Origin of the sequence: Novosphingobium sp., from assembly GCF_965214355.1 — a bacterium.
Lineage (GTDB): Bacteria > Pseudomonadota > Alphaproteobacteria > Sphingomonadales > Sphingomonadaceae > Novosphingobium.
Map to the genome: position 1 here is coordinate 4,033,935 of NZ_CBDCBI010000002.1, position 15,899 is coordinate 4,049,833.

The window sequence follows — 15,899 nt, forward strand, 5'->3', positions numbered from 1 at the left end:
ACAAAAGGGCGATGGTCTTACCAGCCGCCCCCGAGCGCCAGGAACACATTGACCTGATCCATCGCGATCGCTTCGCGCGCGTTGGCTTGGGCTGCGCGTGCGACCAGCGTGCTTTGCGCCGCGCCGATCGAGGCGGCGAGTGGGCTGCGGCCCGCCGCGCGCAAACGCTGTATATCGGCTGTTTCCTGCGCGGCCGAGGCCAGCGCCTGGTCGAGCGAGACCGCGCGGTTGTGATCTTCGGCATAGGCCGCCAGCGCGGTTTCGGTCTCACGCAGGGCTGCCAGCACCGTGCCGTCGAAGCGTGCCAGCGCGGCATCGGCATCGGCATTTGCGGCGCGCACCCGCGCGCGCTCGCCGCCGCCGGGGATCGTCCATTGCAGCAGCCCGCCGATCGACCACATGTTCGCGGGCGCCGTGCCCAGGTCTTTCAGGAACCCGAACGAACCACCAGACAGGCCGATGCCGATATGCGGATACAGCGCCGCCGTCGCCACGCCGATCCGTGCGGTCGCGCCGGCCAGTTGCCGTTCCGCGACATGCACATCGGGCCGCCGGGCGATCAGCGCGGCGCCGTCGCCCACCGGCAGCGGGCGCGCGATCGTGGGGATCGTGGTGCATGCGATCGTGGGCGCATCCGCCGGCGGCTTGCCCAGCAGATAGGCCAGCCGGTACTGCGCGGCGCGGCCCCGCGCGCGTTGCGCCGGCACCATCGCGGTTATTTGCGCCAGCCGTCCTTCGGCGCGGGTGACATCGCTGTCGCCTGCGCGACCGGCGGCTTTCAGCCGGCGCGCGATATCGAGCGCGCGGTGGTCGACCGCGATCGCCTCGGTGCCGATCGCCACCGCTTCGTTCGCCGCGCAGTGCGCCAGGTAGGCGCGCGCGACTTCGGCGGCCAGAGTCACCTTGACCGCGCGCACGGTCGCTTCGCTGGCGGCCTCGTCGGCGCGCGCTGCCTCGACCTGGCGGCGGATCTGGCCGAACAGGTCGATCTGGTACCGTACCCCGGCGTTGACTTCGCCCAGCGTCGCGACGGGGATCGGATCGAACAGCAGGAACGATTCGCCCGACAGGCGCGCGCGTTCGGCCTGCGCCGACACACTGAATTCGGGCTCCTTCGCGCCGTTCGCCACATCGACCACCGCGCGCGCATGCGCCAGATTGGCGCCTGCGATGCGCAGATCGGTGTTCGCCGCCAGCGCCTGTTCTTCCAGCGCATCGAGTGCCGGATCGTCGTACAGGTGCCACCAGCGCGGCGGCAGCGGATCGCCCTGCGTTCCGGCGCCGGCCTCGTGGAACGCGCCCCGGGCTGCCGGCGCATTGACCGCTGCGTTCGCCGGTATGTGGTAATTTGGTCCGACCGCCGCGCAGCCGCACAGGGCAAGCAGGGGGGCAAGCGCAAGGCGTGCGCGCATCACCGGCGGCGCTCCCCGTCCCTGTCGAGCGTCACCGTTGCGGTGCGGCCGGGGATCAGCGCGATGTCGGCGGGCGCATTGTCGATCGCGATGCGCACCGGTACGCGCTGCGCCAGCCGCACCCAGCTGAAATTGGGATTGATCGCAGGCAACAGCGAGGCACTGGCGGTGCGATCATGGTCCTCGATCGCGGCTGCGATCGACAGGACATGGCCGTGCAACACGCGCTCATCGCCCATCAGATGGATGATCGCGCGCTGGCCGGGATGGATTGCGGGCAGCTTGGTTTCCTCGAAATAGCCCTCGATGCGCAGCGACGCGGTATCGACCAGCGCCATCACCGCCTTGCCCGGCGTGACGTAATCGCCGGGGCGCAGCGTCATGTCCGACAGCCGCCCGTCGACCGGTGACAGCACACGCGTGCGCTCCAGATTGAGCGCCGCCAGTGCCTGCGTGCTGCGCGCTGCGGCAACGCCGGCCTGCGCCAGCGCCACCGCGCTTTGCGCATCGGCCAGCGCGGCCTGCGCGCCGGCAACCTTGGTTTCGCTCTGTTCGGTCACTTCGGTCGCGACCAGATCGCCAAGGCCGCGATTGCGCTGTGCCTCGCGCTGCGCCTCGGCCAGTTCGGCGGTGGCCTTGGCCACGCCCGAGCCGGTGCGTGTCTGCGAGGCTTGCGCCTGGGTCAGGCCGGCCTGCGCCTGCGCCAGGGCGATCTGAAAGCGCGGGCGGTCGATTTCGAACAAGACCTGTCCCCGGTGCACCACCGCGTCATTGCCGACAAACACCCCGGTCACCAGCCCTGCAACATCGGGTGCGATCTGCACAGCATCGGCACGCACGCGGCCATCGCGTGTCCATGGGTCGGCCTCTGCATGCGTCCACAGCCGCCATCCTGCCATGATCGCCAAGATGACCATGAGCGCGGTAATCGCGACCCGAATGACCTGCGTGGCGATCGGGGACGACAGCGACAGGCGGCGATAGGCAGTCATGGCAACAATCCCTGGGGTAACGGCAGCGGATGAAACGTGATCAGCGCCCACACCGCCACGAACATCGCGGTATCGAACAGCACCGGGTGCCAGACCCAGCGATAAAAGCGCAGCGCGATCAGCCCGCTATGCAGCAGATAGGTAATCCCCACTGCCAGCATCGCGGTCAGCGGCGCGGCGGCGATAAACACGCCGTGGATGGCATATTCCTGGATCATGCGGGCACACCCCCTATGCCGGCCGGATCGAACGCGGCGGCATCGGGAAACAGATTGCGGCGAAAGGCCACCAGCGCGGCGCGGCCTGTCGCCGGGTCGCTGCCGATCAGTTCCCCCCCATAGCCCGCACGCGGCGCCGCTGCGCCCAGTGTCGAGCGCAACGCGCGGTCGATATGCACCAGCAGCGCGGGCGGCGGCGCATCGCCCGGCGCGCTGCGTGCGAAATAGCGCGCTGTCGCCTGCAACAGCCGGGTGCACGCAACGCGCAGGCGCCGGTCTCCGGATGCGCGCAATTGCTGGATCTGCGCGATATTGACCGCAATGCGCACATCGCTGAGGCCCATCACCGCACGGTCATCCCCTGCCCCCAGCCGCTGCGTGATCAGCGACAGGTGATCGCTGGCGCGGCTGAGCACGCGCGCCGGATCGGGCGGGCTGTTTGCGCCCGCCAGCCGCGCCAGGTCATGATGCTGGCGCCGCACCAGCCGCGCGATCGCCGCGTCGGCGGCCGTGGTGCCCAGCGCCGCCGACACCCCGGCCGCGGCCAGCACCGCTAGCAACTGCCCCATGTTGCCATTGATGAACCGCTCCAGATCGGCGTTGTATTCCTGCTGCAGCGCCAGCGCGCTGAAAAACCCCATGGCAAACGCCGTCGCCAACAGGCCGTGGCGCGGGTGCAGCAGGAACATGCCCATCCCCAGCATCGGCGGCAGCAGCACCGCGCACAACTCGACATAGCCATCCACGCGTGGCAGCACGCCGAACAGATAGATGCCCGCAAACGGAATCGCCGAAGTAATCGCCACGCCGAACGCCAGGATCATCGGCACCGGATTGTCCAACGCTGCGAACAGGCAGCAGAACACCCCGGTCATCACCGCCGCGCCCGCGCCATCGGGCCACCCGCTATAAATCCAGAACGCGGTGACCAGCAGGATCGCGAGCATGGCCGAAAGCCCCGCCAGCAGCGCCTGTCCCGGATCGTTGGTCAGCCGCAGGTGCACGCGTTCGCCCGCTAGCGCGGCCGGCAGCGCACGCCGGGGATCATCGAGCCGGCCAAGCAATTGCCGCGATTCGCGCAGGATCATCGAAGCTTGGCCCAGCCGCACCAGAAAGCTTTCGCGCAGCAGATCGGGCCAGTGCGACGCAGGCTGCGCGCCCGCCAGATAATCGGGCTGGTCCGCTGCATCCGTCCCGTCGGCCAGCCATTGGCGCGCATCCGCGAGCGCAGGCGCCAGCGCAGGATCATCGCCCAATCCGCGCCGCCGGTCGGCCAGCCCCGACAGGATCGGCAGCAGCAGCAGCATGCGGTACAGCAGCGCCTGCACCGTGCGATTGGCCTCGCGCCAATGCGACGTATCATACGGCACGTGCGTTGCCAGCAGCACGCAATCGACGGCATCGACCGCCAGCCGGCGGCGGTCCTGCTCGAACGTTGCGCGCTGGTCGGGACCGGGCCGCGGATCGACGATATCCGCCAGCCAGCTTTCGGCATTGGCCAGCCATGTATCGAGCCGGGGCCCCAGCCGGCTGCCCAGCGATTGCGGCAGGATCAGGCTGTGGACCACGGTGGCGCAGGCAATGCCGAGCAGGATTTCGGTCACGCGCGCGGCCGCGGTGTCGAATATCGCTTCGGGCCGGTTGACCGCGGGAAACCCGATGATCGTCGCGGTATAGCCTGCCAGCATCAGCGCGTAGGCGCGCGGGCTGCGGTCGAGCAGCGACACCGCAAGGCATCCGCCGACCCACGCCGCCAGGGCCAGGCTGAGCATCAGCGGCGAATTCACCAGCAGGGGCACCATGAACACGGCGGCGGCCGCGCCGATGATCGTACCCAGCGCGCGATAGACCGCTTTCGACCGGGTGGCCGCCGCAACCGGGTTCGACACGATATAAACCGTGCTCATCGCCCAGAACGGCATTGCCTGCCCGTCGAGCAGCGCGATACCCAGCGCCGCCAGCGCGGCCACTGCTGTCTTTGCCGAATACAGCAAAGCCGGCCACCAGCTCGGAACCCAGTTATTCATGCGCGCCCTTTCGGCATTCGGCAGGCCGTATGCCACAACTGCGCAGGCGCGTAACCCGCGCACAGCATGTAAGGTTGCCCGGATCCAGACACTGCAACAGGAATTCTGACCGGTTCCCGGATTTAATTCAATTGTCGCGCCGGACAGCCAAGCGCAAACGCAAGATATGACGGGCCGGGTATCGGCAGCCTGGCGAACGAGGATTGCACAATGCGCATCGGATTTATCGGCCTTGGCAATGTCGGGGGCAAACTGGCGGGCAGCCTGCTGCGCAATGGCCACGACCTGGTCGTGCGCGATCTCGATCCCGCGCTGGTGGCCGACTTCGTCGCGCGCGGGGCCGCCGCCGCCGACAGCCCCGCTGCGCTTGCGCAAATGGTCGATGTGGTGATCACCTGCCTGCCCTCGCCCGCCGCCAGCGCGGCGGTGGCCGAAGGGCCCGGTGGTTTCCTGCCCGTGTTGCGGCCGGGCCAGGTGTGGATGGAGATGAGCACGACCGACTATGCCGAAGTGCTGCGGCTGGGCGCGCTGGTCACGGCAAAAGGCGGCCTGTTCATGGAATGCCCGGTATCGGGCGGGTGTCATCGCGCCGAAACCGGGAATATCTCGATCTTCGCCGGCGGTCCGCGCGAAGGGTTCGAGCGCGTGTTGCCGGTGCTGACGACATTGGGCCGCCGCGTGCTCCATACCGGCGATCTGGGCAGCGCATCGCGGCTGAAAGTGATGACCAATTACCTGTGTACCGTCCATCTCGTCGCGCTCGCCGAAGCGCTGACCACGTGCCGCGCGGCGGGGCTCGACATGAACACCACGTACGAGGCGATCCGCATTTCGTCGGGCAACAGCTTTGTCCATGAAACCGAAAGCCAGGTGATCCTGAACGGCAGTCGCGACATCAATTTCACGATGGACCTGGTTGCCAAGGACATCGGCCTGTTCGACGATCTGGCGCAGCAGTCAGGCGTTGCGCTCGAACTGTCGCCGCTGATCGTGCGGTTGTTTGATGAAGCGCGCGCGGCGTATGGCGACCGCGAGTTTTCGCCGAACATCATCCGGCGGTATGAAGAACCGCTGGGCATCAAGGTGCTCGGAACGGGTTTTCCGGCGGATATGGTCGATGATGAGCCCGAAGAGCCAGGGTATGAGGTGGTGCCGAGGCGCTAGAAACGCCCCATGCTTCTTGAAGGGGAGCGCCCTTTTCAGGCTGCGTTGGCGCGCAGCCAGTCGATGAACAGCCGCACCGGCACTTTGTCCGCGGCGTCCTTGCGGCAGATCAGGCCCCAGGCGCCGGGGCATATCACGGTGTGATCGACCGGGCGCACCAGCCGGCCCGAGGCCAGGTCCGCCGCTGCAAACGGGCCGTTGACCAGTGCGACACCGCGCCCCGCCAGCGCCATTTCCAGCGCAACCGCCAGAGTATCGACCATCAGGTACGGTGTGCCAGGCGCAACATCGGCACCCGCATCGGCAAACCAGCGGGCCCAGTTGTGTTCTTCGGTGTAATTGGCGACCAGCGGCTGTCGCGCCAATGCGGCGGCATCGAGGTGCCCGCCGGCGCGGTCCAGAAATTCCGGGCTGCACACCGGGTCGAGCGTGTAATCGAACAGCGGCACCCAGTGATAGCGATCGGGATCGGGCGCGCTGGCGCAATAGATCAGCCCGAGATCGGCATGCCCCTCGTCGAAAGTCCAGTCGACCGCGCATGTCGTCAACGACAGCGCAACGCCGGGATGATCCTGCAGGAACAGCGGCACGCGCGGCGCCAGCCAGCGGATCGACGCGGTGACATACGTCTGCACGCGCAGGGGTGAACCTTGCGCATGGCGGCGCACCGCTTCGGCGCCCTGCAACAGCGATTCAAACGCAGCGCGCACATACGGGTACAGCAGGCGGCCCTGTTCGGTCGACACGACATGACGCCCGTCGTGCGCGAACAGCCGCACGCCCAGCGCGGTTTCCAGCGCCTGTATCTGGTGGTTGATCGCCGGCGGGGTCAGGCAGAGTTCTTCGGCCGCATCGCGCAGCGACTGGTGCCGTGTCGCCGCCTCGAACCCGCGCAGGGCCTTGAGCGGCGGCAAATCGCGCAAGTTGAACCGCGAACTCATCGATCCTCCCAATCAGGTAAGGACGGTGGCTATCGCAGATTGCGATCTTCGGCCAGCATCGCGGCGCCTTTTTCGGCGACCATCACCGTGGGCGCATTGGTGTTGCCGCTGGTGACCGAAGGAAAGATCGAGGCGTCGATCACGCGCAAACCCGCGATGCCATGCACGCGCAGCCGCGCATCGACCACCGACGTGCGCGGATCGGGGCCCATGCGGCACGTCGATGTCGGGTGATAGACGGTATCGGCGCGCGCGCGAAAATCGTCGAACAACGCGTCGTCTGGCACGCCCGGCCCGGGCACCAGTTCCTCGACGATGATATCGGCAAGCGGGCGCGCCTGCGCGATCGTGCGCAGCAATTGCACCCCGAGGCGCGCCTCGGCCACGTCGATTTCGGTCGACAGGTAATTGGGATGGATGGCCGGCGCCGCAAAAGGGTCGGGCACAGTGATCGCCAGATGCCCGCGGCTGGTCGGACGGCAGGCGTTGAACGAGAGCAGGAACGCGGCGAACGGATCGGGATTGAGCAGGCGCCGTTCTGCGATCGGCGTGCGGGTATAGCTGACCGGGCTGAAATAGAGCTGAAATGTCGGATGCGGGTCCGCCGGATGCGCGCGGACGAAGCCGCCCGCCTGGTTGACGCTCATCGACAGCGGCCCGCGCCGGTCGGCGATATAGCGCAGCGCGGCGCGCAGCTTGCCGGTAAACGGATGCAGGACGTTGTTCAACGTTGGCACTGCGGCACGATAGAAATAGCTGACCGCCAGGTGATCCTGCAGGTTCTGTCCGACGGCGGGCAGATCGGCCACCACCGGAATACCGAGCCGCATCAGCAGCGCCGCATCGCCAACGCCGGAATGCTGCAGGATCGTCGGCGAACCGATCGCGCCGGCGCACAGCACGACTTCGCGTCGCGCGCGGATCACACGGTCGCGGCCGCCCTTGCGAAACGCGACGCCGACCACGCGATTGCCCTCGAACAGCAGCCGGGTTACCCGCGCCTTGCGGATCAGCGTCAGGTTCCGGCGATGGCGCACCGGCCAGTAATACGCATTGGCCGTCGAGGCGCGCCAGCCGCCGCGCGTGTTGATCTGGTAGATGCCGAAGCCTTGGCCATCGGGGCCGTTGAAATCGGACGTGACGCGGTGACCCAGCGTGCGCCCGGTTTCGAGGAAGGTATGGCACAGCGGGTGCACCGATTTCGTGATGTCAGTCACATGCTGCGGGCCGCCGCGCCCGTGATAGCCATCGCTATCAGCAGCACTGGCCAGATCGTGGTCTTCGCTGCGGGTGAACCACGGCAGCACATCGTCCCAGCCCCATCCGGGATTGCCCGCATCGCGCCAGGCGTTGTAATCGTGCGGAAACCCGCGCACGTGGACCATGGCATTGATCGAGCCCGATCCGCCCACGACTTTGCCGCGCGGCCAATAGCTGCTGCGCCCGCCCAGCGCGGCGACGGGTTCGGTGTCGAACATCCAGTTGATGCGCGGATTGAAGAACGTGCGGCCATAACCGATCGGCAGCTGGATCCACAGCGACAGGTCCGACCCGCCCGCTTCGAGCAGCGCGACCTTGGCCCAGGGGTCTTCGGACAGGCGGCTGGCCACGACGCAGCCTGCCGTGCCGGCGCCGACGACGATGTAATCGACGTCTTCCGGGTGGCTCATAAACCTCTCCCCGCTCGCCGACGCTGCCGCTGCCGCTGGCGTGGGTTGTAGCCGAGAGGCCCCACCCCCGGCCCCTCCCCTGAAGGGGAGGGGGGAAAGATGAACGTGGAGGTCACAACGGGTGCTGGGTCATCTCGAGATGCAGCGGCGTATCGGTATAGGGGTTGGCCAAGGCGACTTCGTCGTCGAGCTCGATCCCCAGCCCCGGCGCGGTCGGCGGGATCACGTGGCCGTCCTCGAACTGCATCGGCGTTTTCAGGATTGCGCTGTGAAATCCGCCCCAGTCCTCGATACTTTCCAGGATCAGGAAGTTGGGCGATGCTGTGGCCAGCTGGACATTGGCCGCGCCGACGATCGGCCCGCAATAGAGATGCGGCGCGATCTGGATATGGCGCGCTTCGGCCATGCCTGCGATTTTCTTGGCCTCGAGCAAGCCGCCGACCCGGCCCAGGTTCATCTGCAGGATCGCCGCCGCGCCGCAATCCATCAGGCGCTGGAAATCGTATTTGGTCGCCAGTCGCTCGCCCGTCGCGATCGGGATCGACGTGCCGCGTGCGACTTTGGCCATTTCTTCGGGCGCATCGGGCGGCACGGGTTCCTCCAACCACAGCGGGTCGAACTGTTCGAGCCGCTTGGCCAGCCGGATCGCGCCCGCTGCCGTCATCTGCCCGTGCGTGCCAAACAACAGGTCCGCGCGTGTGCCGACCGCCTCGCGCAAGATGCGTCCGAACCGTTCGCAGCGGTCGAGCTCTTCGAGCGAAAGCTGCCGGCCGCCGAACGCGGTATACGGCCCGGCGGGATCGAATTTCAGCGCGGTAAAGCCCATGTCGAGGTAGGTCGCGGCGCGCTCCGCTGCCAATTCCGGATCGGCATAGACATCGGTCGCATCGCCGGGGCGCGGATAGATATAGGTATAGGCACGCAAGGCTTCATGCACGCGTCCGCCGAGCAATTTGTACACCGGCTGGCCCGCCGCCTTGCCGATGATATCCCAGCATGCCATTTCCAGCGCACTGAGAACGGCCATCATCGTCAGGTCCGGCTTCTGGGTAAAGCCTGCCGAATAGACCCGGCGCCACAGCGTTTCGATATCGTGCGGATCATGCCCTTGTGCATAGCGCGCAAACACATCCTCGCACATCTGCGCGACCAGATGCGGCGCAAACGGCACGCAATACGCCTCGCCAAGGCCGGTGATGCCACAGGCCGTGGTCAGCCGGACAATGACGAAGTAGCGCCCGCCGAAATGCGGCGGCGGATTGGCCACCACAAAGGTGCGAATATCGGTCAGCCGCATGACGCCATTCTCCCGTTGCGCACAGGCGCTTGTGTGCCACGCCGCACGGATGCGGCAAGTGAAGCTTTTTACCCGACCGCACAATTTCCTTGTTTTTCCGTGCGCGAGCCTGCGATTTGCCCAAATCCCGCGCCGGCGCTATAGGCGGCGCGCACGTGGCCACACTCCCCTCACCTTTGCGCATCCTGGTCGATGCCGATGCCTGTCCGGTAAAAGACGAGATCTTCAAGGTCGCGCTGCGCCGCTCCGTGCCCGCAACGATCGTCAGCAACGCACGCATGCGGCTGATCGATCACCCGCTGATCACGCGCATGATCGTGAGCGACCGGTTCGACGCGGCCGACGACTGGATCGCCGAGAATTGCGATGCGAAATCGGTGGTGATCACCGCCGATATCCTGCTGGCCGATCGCTGCCTCAAAGCCGGGGCGACGGTGATCGCGCACAATGGCAAACCGTTTACCCAAGGCTCGATCGGCGCCGCCATCGCGACACGCGCGATCATGGCCGATCTGCGCGCGGGCGGTGATGTGATCGGGGGGCCTGCGCCGTTTGCGAAGGCGGATCGGTCGCGGTTCCTGTCCGCGCTCGATGAGGCGCTGGTGAAGCTGGCGCGCGCATGACGTATGATGCGATCGTGCTCGGCGCGGGCGCTGCCGGGTTGTGGTGCGCAGCCAGTGCCGGGCAGCGCGGGCGGCGCGTGCTGTTGATCGACCATGCGCCGGAAGTGGGCCGCAAGATCCTGATTTCGGGCGGCGGGCGGTGCAACTTCACCAATCTGGCGACCGCGCCCGACCGTTATCTGTCGCAAAACGCGCATTTTGCGAAATCCGCGCTGAGCCGGTACACGCCGCAGGATTTCCTGGCGCTGGTCGAGCGCCACGGCATCGCCTGGCACGAAAAAACGCTCGGGCAATTGTTCTGCGACGGGTCGGCGAAACAGATCGTCGCGATGCTGGTGGATGAATGCGCGCGCGGCAGTGTCGATATCGCGTGTGATGCCGCGATCGGCGATGTCGATCATGCCGACGGGCAGTTCCGCGTGGCCTATGGCGAACGCACGGCGAGCGCGCCCGCGCTGGTCATCGCCACCGGCGGGCCGTCGATCCCGAAAATGGGCGCAACCGGCTTTGCCTATGACCTGGCGCGAAAATTCGGGCTGAAAGTCGTGCAGCCGCGCCCGGCGCTCGTGCCGCTGACGCTGGCGGGCGACGATCTGCTGTTCCGCGAATTGTCGGGCGTGTCGGCCGACGTGATCGCGCGCTGCGGCAAGGCGGCGTTTCGCGAGGCGGCGCTGTTTACGCATCGCGGGCTGTCGGGCCCGGCGATCCTGCAAGTGTCCTCGTATTGGCACAACGGCGCGCCGATCGGCGTGCAGTTCCTGCCCGATCGCGCGCCCGGCTGGCTGATCGCCGCCAAAGCCGCCAGCCCGCGCCTGACCATGCGGCGCGTGCTGCGCGACGGCTTGCCCGAACGGCTCGCCGATGTGCTGTGCGATCGGCTGGCAATCGAGGGCGAACTGGGCGCGACGACCGATCGCAAGCTGACCGAGGCGCAAACCCGCCTGGCGCACTGGCCGTTCACCCCCAATGGCAGCGAAGGCTATGCCAAGGCCGAAGTGACTGCCGGCGGCATTTCGACCGCCGACCTGTCGTCGAAGACGATGGCGGCGCGGCGCGTGCCGGGGCTGTATGCCATCGGCGAGGCGGTCGATGTGACCGGCTGGCTGGGCGGGTACAATTTTCAGTGGGCCTGGGCCAGTGCCTGGGCGGCTGCCCAAGCCCTGTAACTGCTGCGGCGCAGGACATATAAGGAATCCCGATGATACCGCGCGAATTGCTTGCCACGGCGCAAATACCCGGCGGCGAAGACCTGCAACTGTTTCGCCACGGCCGCGATTTCATGATCGTGCTCGACCGCAACGAATTGATGAGCACGCGGATGCGCGGGTCCGAAGAGGCGCTCGCCACGCTGTCGTGCGAACGGATTGCCGGCGTGGCCAAGCCGCACGTGCTGATCGGCGGATACGGCATGGGCTTTACCTTGCGCGCGGCGCTGGCGACTTTGGGCAAGGATGCGACGGTGACCGTGGCCGAACTTGTGCCGGAGATTATCGAGTGGGCGCGAGGAGCCATGGCCGAGGTCGCTGCCGGATGCCTCGATGACCGTCGCGTGCGGCTGGTGATGGGCGATGTCGCACAGGTGATCGAAGCCGCACCCGCGACGTTCGATGCGATCCTGCTCGATGTCGACAATGGGCCGGACGGGCTGGTGCGCGAAGACAACAACCGGATCTATTCGCGCCAGGGTTTGCTGGCGGCGCGTGCTGCCTTGCGGCCGGACGGAGTGCTGGCAATCTGGTCGGCGGCGAAGGACAATGGCTTTGTGCGCCGCATGCGCGAGGCGAAATTTGATGTCGAGGAAGTGACCGTGACCGCGCGGGCCAATGGCAAGGGCGCGAAGCACGTGATCTGGTTTGCGCGGTATGCGCCGGGTATCAAGCAAAAAGTCGCCTGATCGGCAGCAATTGATGCAGGCGCGTGTCACGCGGCCACGACCCGCCCGATGCACGGCGCCCGCGCAAGGTCGGGCGCTCTATCGAGCAGCGTGAACAGCGCGACCGCGAGGGTTACGGCCGACCCCCGCGTTGGCCACGCGTTTCGTGCGATCGACCATGTCTGCTCCCTGCAGATTTGCTCATCATCTGCAGGGCCGGCAAATTCGACCTAGGTTGTTTCGTCGCGCAGCACTTTGATCGCTTCCAGCACGACTTCGGGATCGGACGGCACGGACATGGCGGTCGCTTCATGATCGATGCGATCGGCCAGGACAGGATTGTCCCGGCGTGCCTCTTCCAGCAAAGCAATGATCTTGGCTGATTTTTGCTCGATCGAAATCGCCATTTCGAGCACAAGCTGGGCGCGGGCGTCGGCCAATTCATCCTCGCGGCGCTGGGTGATCAGGACCAGTGCGACGAGCAGCAATCCGACCGTCGATACGAGTGTTTCAAAGACGGGAAAAGGCGGCGGATCGGAAATCGGGGCATGCATCAGCACCAGGACGAGATTGAACCCGATCCAACCCACCATCACGATACCGATCACCAGTACCGACCCCGGCCAGCCGACAATCGCGGTGATCTGGTCGATCCGGTGCTGTAGCGCGCTGCCCTCTTCCTTGTGCCGCAACCGCATGATGGCGCTGGTGCGCGCAAGCTCGATGGCGTCGTCAAGCGGCGGCGGCGCAGCCGGATCGGGCTCGATCATCGGCCCCGGAATCCCGCTGCGCGCACCGGTGCAGTCAAGTCAGGCCGTGCCGCGACGCAGCAGGCCGACAACGAACATGACCACGGCCACGACCAGCACGATGTGGATCAGCGCGCCGGCCACGTGGAACACCGAAAAGCCGAGGATCCACAGGACCAGCAGGATGATTGCGATCGTAAACAGCACAGGAAATTCCTTTCGTTCGTCATTTGCATGTTGCCAAAGGCCCAGTGGACCAAGCGTGGGTTCGACCACGCGCTCGCCCAGCGGAATGATCCGACGGGAGTTCTGGTGCCGGGCGGTCATTGACCGGACGCGTCGTGCAGAGCAGCGTCTGTCGTGCGGACTTTGTTCGTGATCTGCATTGCGCCCCCCGTTTGGTCTTGCCGTGGATAAAATCCGCGAAGCGTCAGAGTGTTCCACCAACGCGACAAGCCGCGCAGCCAAAAGCCAACGCGCGCGATGATTTCGCGCGGCGCAGGCGCAGCTTTCGTGTAAAATCATCGTGGTAAGAGGAGTAGGCCGTGACGACGATGCGCACCGAAATCGACAGTCTGGGTGAAGTGGCGGTCTCGGCATCAGTCTATTGGGGCGCGCAGACGCAGCGCAGCCTGGAAAACTTTGCGTTCGGCACGCATGAGCGGATGCCCATCGCGGTGATCCATGCGCTGGCCGCGATCAAGCTGGCGGCGGCACAGATAAACCGCGCGCACGGCCTGCCCGCGCCGATTGCCGATGCGATCGAGGCGGCCGCCGCGCGCGTCATCGCGGGCGCGTTCGACGACCAGTTCCCGCTGGCGATCTGGCAGACCGGATCGGGCACGCAGACCAACATGAATGTCAATGAAGTCATCGCGGGCGTGGCCAACGAAGCGATGACCGGGCAGCGCGGCGGCAAGGCGCCGGTGCATCCCAACGACCACGTCAACCGCGCGCAATCGTCGAACGACAGTTTTCCGACCGCGCTGCATATTGCGGCCGCACGCGGCTTGATCGACCGGCTCGAACCGGCGCTGGCGGCCATGCATGACGTGCTTGCCGAAAAACAGGCGGCGTGGGCGCATATCGTCAAGATCGGCCGGACGCATCTGCAGGATGCCACGCCGCTGACGCTGGGCCAGGAATTTTCAGGCTATGCAGCGCAGATCGCGCATGCCCGCACACGGATCGCGCACGCGCTGGACGAAGTGCTGGAGCTGGCACAGGGCGGCACGGCAGTGGGCACCGGGATCAATGCGCCGGCCGGATTTGCCGTGGATTTTGCGCGCACGATCGCCGCGCAGACGGGCATGGCGTTTCGCCCCGCGCCCAATGCCTTTGCCGCGCTGGCCGGGAATGATGCGTTGGTCGCGCTGTCGGCGGCAATGGCCACGCTGGCGACGGTGCTGACCAAGATCGCCAACGACATCCGCCTGCTGGCGTCGGGTCCGCGCGCCGGGATCGGCGAATTGCACCTGCCCGAAAACGAGCCGGGCAGCTCGATCATGCCGGGCAAGGTCAACCCGACGCAGTGCGAGATGCTGACCATGGTCGCCGCGCAAGTCATCGGCAATCACACTGCGGTGACCGTGGGCGGGATGCAGGGCCATCTGGAGCTCAACGTGTTTAAGCCGCTGATCGGGGCGAACGTGCTGCGCTCGATCGACCTGCTGGCGACGGGTATCGACGGGTTTACCCGGCACGCGCTGACGGGGCTGGAGCCGAACTTTGCGCGCATCGGCGAGCTGGTCGAACGATCGCTGATGCTGGTGACCGCGCTCGTGCCCGAAATCGGGTATGAGAAGGCGGCCAGGATCGCGGAGCATGCGCAAGCGCACGGTATGAGCTTACGCGAGGCGGCGGTGGCGACCGGGCTGGTCGACGCGGCGACATTCGATCGCGTGGTGCGGCCCGCGCAGATGGTCGGCCCTTCATAACGCGCCGGTCGCGCGCTATAGGCGCGCGCATGTCTGTCATCACTGTCGCTGCCTTGTACCAATTCTGCCGGTTCGACGATTGTGCATCGTTGCGCGATCCGCTCGACGCGGTGTGCCGGCGCGCGCGGGTGCGCGGGACGCTGTTGCTGGCGCGCGAGGGGATCAACGGGACGATTGCGGGGTCGCCCGGCGGGATCGATGCAGTGCTGGCGCATATTCGCGCTTTGCCCGGTTGTGACGGGCTCGAAGTCAAGTTTTCGCCCAGCGACGCCATGCCGTTTCACCGCATGAAGGTGCGGATCAAGCGCGAGATCGTCACGATGAACCAGCCCGATATCGATCCGCTGGGCAGCGTCGGCACGTATGTCCCGCCGCAGGACTGGAACGCGCTGATCGCCGATCCCGATACGATCGTGATCGATACGCGCAACGATTACGAAGTCGCGGTCGGCACCTTTACCGGCGCTATCGATCCGCACACGCGCACGTTCAGTGAATTTCCCGAATGGTTTCGGCAGCACCGCGAGCGCCTGCTCGGCGACAGGCCGGTCAAAGTCGCAATGTTCTGCACCGGCGGCATCCGGTGCGAAAAATCGACGGCGTTCCTGCGTCAGGAAGGCATTGACGACGTATATCATCTGCAAGGCGGCATTCTCAAATACCTCGAGACTGTGCCGCCCGAGGATAGCCTGTGGCAGGGCGAATGCTTCGTGTTCGACCAGCGCGTCAGCGTCGGCCACGGGCTGGTACCCGGCACGCATACGCTATGCCACGGCTGCCAGCGGCCGGTAAATGCCGAAGCACGCGCATCGACGTTGTACGAAGCCGGGGTCAGCTGCCCCGCGTGTCATGCGCAACGCAGCGAGGCGCAGCGGGCATCGTATCGCGAGCGGCATCGCCAGGAACAGCTGGCCGCTGCGCGTGGGCAGACTCATGTCGGTGATCCACGCGCAGCCGACCCGTAAAACCGCTTTTGCGAGAGTGTATCATTCGCAT

General features: G+C 66.4%; 15 protein-coding genes. 6 read left to right on the top strand and 9 right to left on the bottom strand.

Annotated elements, in window-relative coordinates; genetic code table 11:
* Positions 1-17: 17 nt before the first annotated feature.
* Genes ACOOE2_RS18460 through ACOOE2_RS18475 form a run of 4 tightly spaced genes read right to left on the bottom strand, consistent with a single transcriptional unit; the run spans position 18 to position 4,649 of the window.
* The gene (locus ACOOE2_RS18460) at positions 18-1,412 is read right to left on the bottom strand and encodes an efflux transporter outer membrane subunit (RefSeq protein ID WP_420384442.1); all 1,395 of its coding nucleotides are present in this window, start codon (positions 1,410-1,412) and stop codon (positions 18-20) included.
* On the bottom strand, positions 1,412-2,404 hold the full coding sequence (locus tag ACOOE2_RS18465; RefSeq protein WP_420384443.1) for an HlyD family efflux transporter periplasmic adaptor subunit: 993 nt from the start codon (positions 2,402-2,404) through the stop codon (positions 1,412-1,414). Before ACOOE2_RS18465 ends, ACOOE2_RS18460 begins: the two co-directional genes overlap by 1 nt.
* Positions 2,401-2,622, bottom strand: a complete 222-nt coding sequence (locus tag ACOOE2_RS18470) for a DUF1656 domain-containing protein (protein ID WP_420384444.1) — start codon at positions 2,620-2,622, stop codon at positions 2,401-2,403. The genes ACOOE2_RS18465 and ACOOE2_RS18470 overlap by 4 nt, the downstream gene beginning before the upstream one ends.
* Positions 2,619-4,649, bottom strand: a complete 2,031-nt coding sequence (locus ACOOE2_RS18475) for an FUSC family protein (RefSeq protein ID WP_420384445.1) — start codon at positions 4,647-4,649, stop codon at positions 2,619-2,621. The genes ACOOE2_RS18470 and ACOOE2_RS18475 overlap by 4 nt, the downstream gene beginning before the upstream one ends.
* Positions 4,650-4,859: 210 nt before the next feature.
* Here ACOOE2_RS18475 and ACOOE2_RS18480 point away from each other — a divergent pair, with 210 nt between their 5' ends.
* Positions 4,860-5,813 (top strand): NAD(P)-dependent oxidoreductase, encoded by a 954-nt coding sequence (locus tag ACOOE2_RS18480; RefSeq protein ID WP_420384446.1) that lies wholly within the window; start codon positions 4,860-4,862, stop codon positions 5,811-5,813.
* Between the two features lie 35 nt (positions 5,814-5,848).
* Here the strand turns inward: ACOOE2_RS18480 and ACOOE2_RS18485 are convergent, their stop codons facing one another.
* The 3 genes from ACOOE2_RS18485 to ACOOE2_RS18495 form a co-directional block, all read right to left on the bottom strand.
* A complete protein-coding gene (locus ACOOE2_RS18485; protein ID WP_420384447.1) occupies positions 5,849-6,754 on the bottom strand; it encodes a LysR substrate-binding domain-containing protein in 906 nt (301 codons plus the stop codon).
* Positions 6,755-6,783: 29 nt separating this feature from the next.
* Entirely contained in the window at positions 6,784-8,424 is a 1,641-nt protein-coding gene (locus ACOOE2_RS18490; protein WP_420384448.1) for a GMC family oxidoreductase, read from the bottom strand.
* Positions 8,425-8,536: 112 nt separating this feature from the next.
* Positions 8,537-9,721, bottom strand: coding sequence for a mandelate racemase/muconate lactonizing enzyme family protein (locus ACOOE2_RS18495; RefSeq protein WP_420384449.1), 1,185 nt, complete (start codon positions 9,719-9,721; stop codon positions 8,537-8,539).
* A 176-nt stretch (positions 9,722-9,897) separates the two neighbouring features.
* On the opposite strand from ACOOE2_RS18495, the gene ACOOE2_RS18500 reads away from it, so the two are divergent.
* From ACOOE2_RS18500 to ACOOE2_RS18510, 3 genes are read left to right on the top strand one after another with little or no spacing between them, the layout of a single operon-like run.
* The gene (locus ACOOE2_RS18500) at positions 9,898-10,344 is read left to right on the top strand and encodes a YaiI/YqxD family protein (RefSeq protein ID WP_420384645.1); all 447 of its coding nucleotides are present in this window, start codon (positions 9,898-9,900) and stop codon (positions 10,342-10,344) included.
* Positions 10,341-11,510: an NAD(P)/FAD-dependent oxidoreductase gene (locus tag ACOOE2_RS18505; protein ID WP_420384450.1), complete on the top strand. Its 1,170-nt coding sequence runs from the start codon at positions 10,341-10,343 to the stop codon at positions 11,508-11,510. Before ACOOE2_RS18500 ends, ACOOE2_RS18505 begins: the two co-directional genes overlap by 4 nt.
* Before the next feature lie 32 nt (positions 11,511-11,542).
* Complete coding sequence (locus ACOOE2_RS18510; RefSeq protein WP_420384451.1) at positions 11,543-12,238, top strand: spermidine synthase; 696 nt, start codon at positions 11,543-11,545, stop codon at positions 12,236-12,238.
* Between the two features lie 209 nt (positions 12,239-12,447).
* On the opposite strand, the gene ACOOE2_RS18515 is transcribed toward ACOOE2_RS18510, so the two are convergent.
* On the bottom strand, positions 12,448-12,987 hold the full coding sequence (locus ACOOE2_RS18515) for a DUF1003 domain-containing protein (RefSeq protein WP_420384452.1): 540 nt from the start codon (positions 12,985-12,987) through the stop codon (positions 12,448-12,450).
* A gap of 39 nt (positions 12,988-13,026) precedes the next feature.
* On the bottom strand, positions 13,027-13,173 hold the full coding sequence (locus ACOOE2_RS18520) for a lmo0937 family membrane protein (RefSeq protein WP_420384453.1): 147 nt from the start codon (positions 13,171-13,173) through the stop codon (positions 13,027-13,029).
* 338 nt (positions 13,174-13,511) lie between these two features.
* On the opposite strand from ACOOE2_RS18520, the gene fumC reads away from it, so the two are divergent.
* Positions 13,512-14,903 carry a class II fumarate hydratase gene (fumC, locus tag ACOOE2_RS18525; RefSeq protein WP_420384454.1) on the top strand — a complete coding sequence of 464 codons (1,392 nt, stop codon included), beginning with the start codon at positions 13,512-13,514 and terminating at the stop codon, positions 14,901-14,903.
* A 29-nt stretch (positions 14,904-14,932) separates the two neighbouring features.
* On the top strand, positions 14,933-15,868 hold the full coding sequence (locus ACOOE2_RS18530) for a rhodanese-related sulfurtransferase (RefSeq protein WP_420384455.1): 936 nt from the start codon (positions 14,933-14,935) through the stop codon (positions 15,866-15,868).
* Positions 15,869-15,899 lie beyond the last annotated feature (31 nt).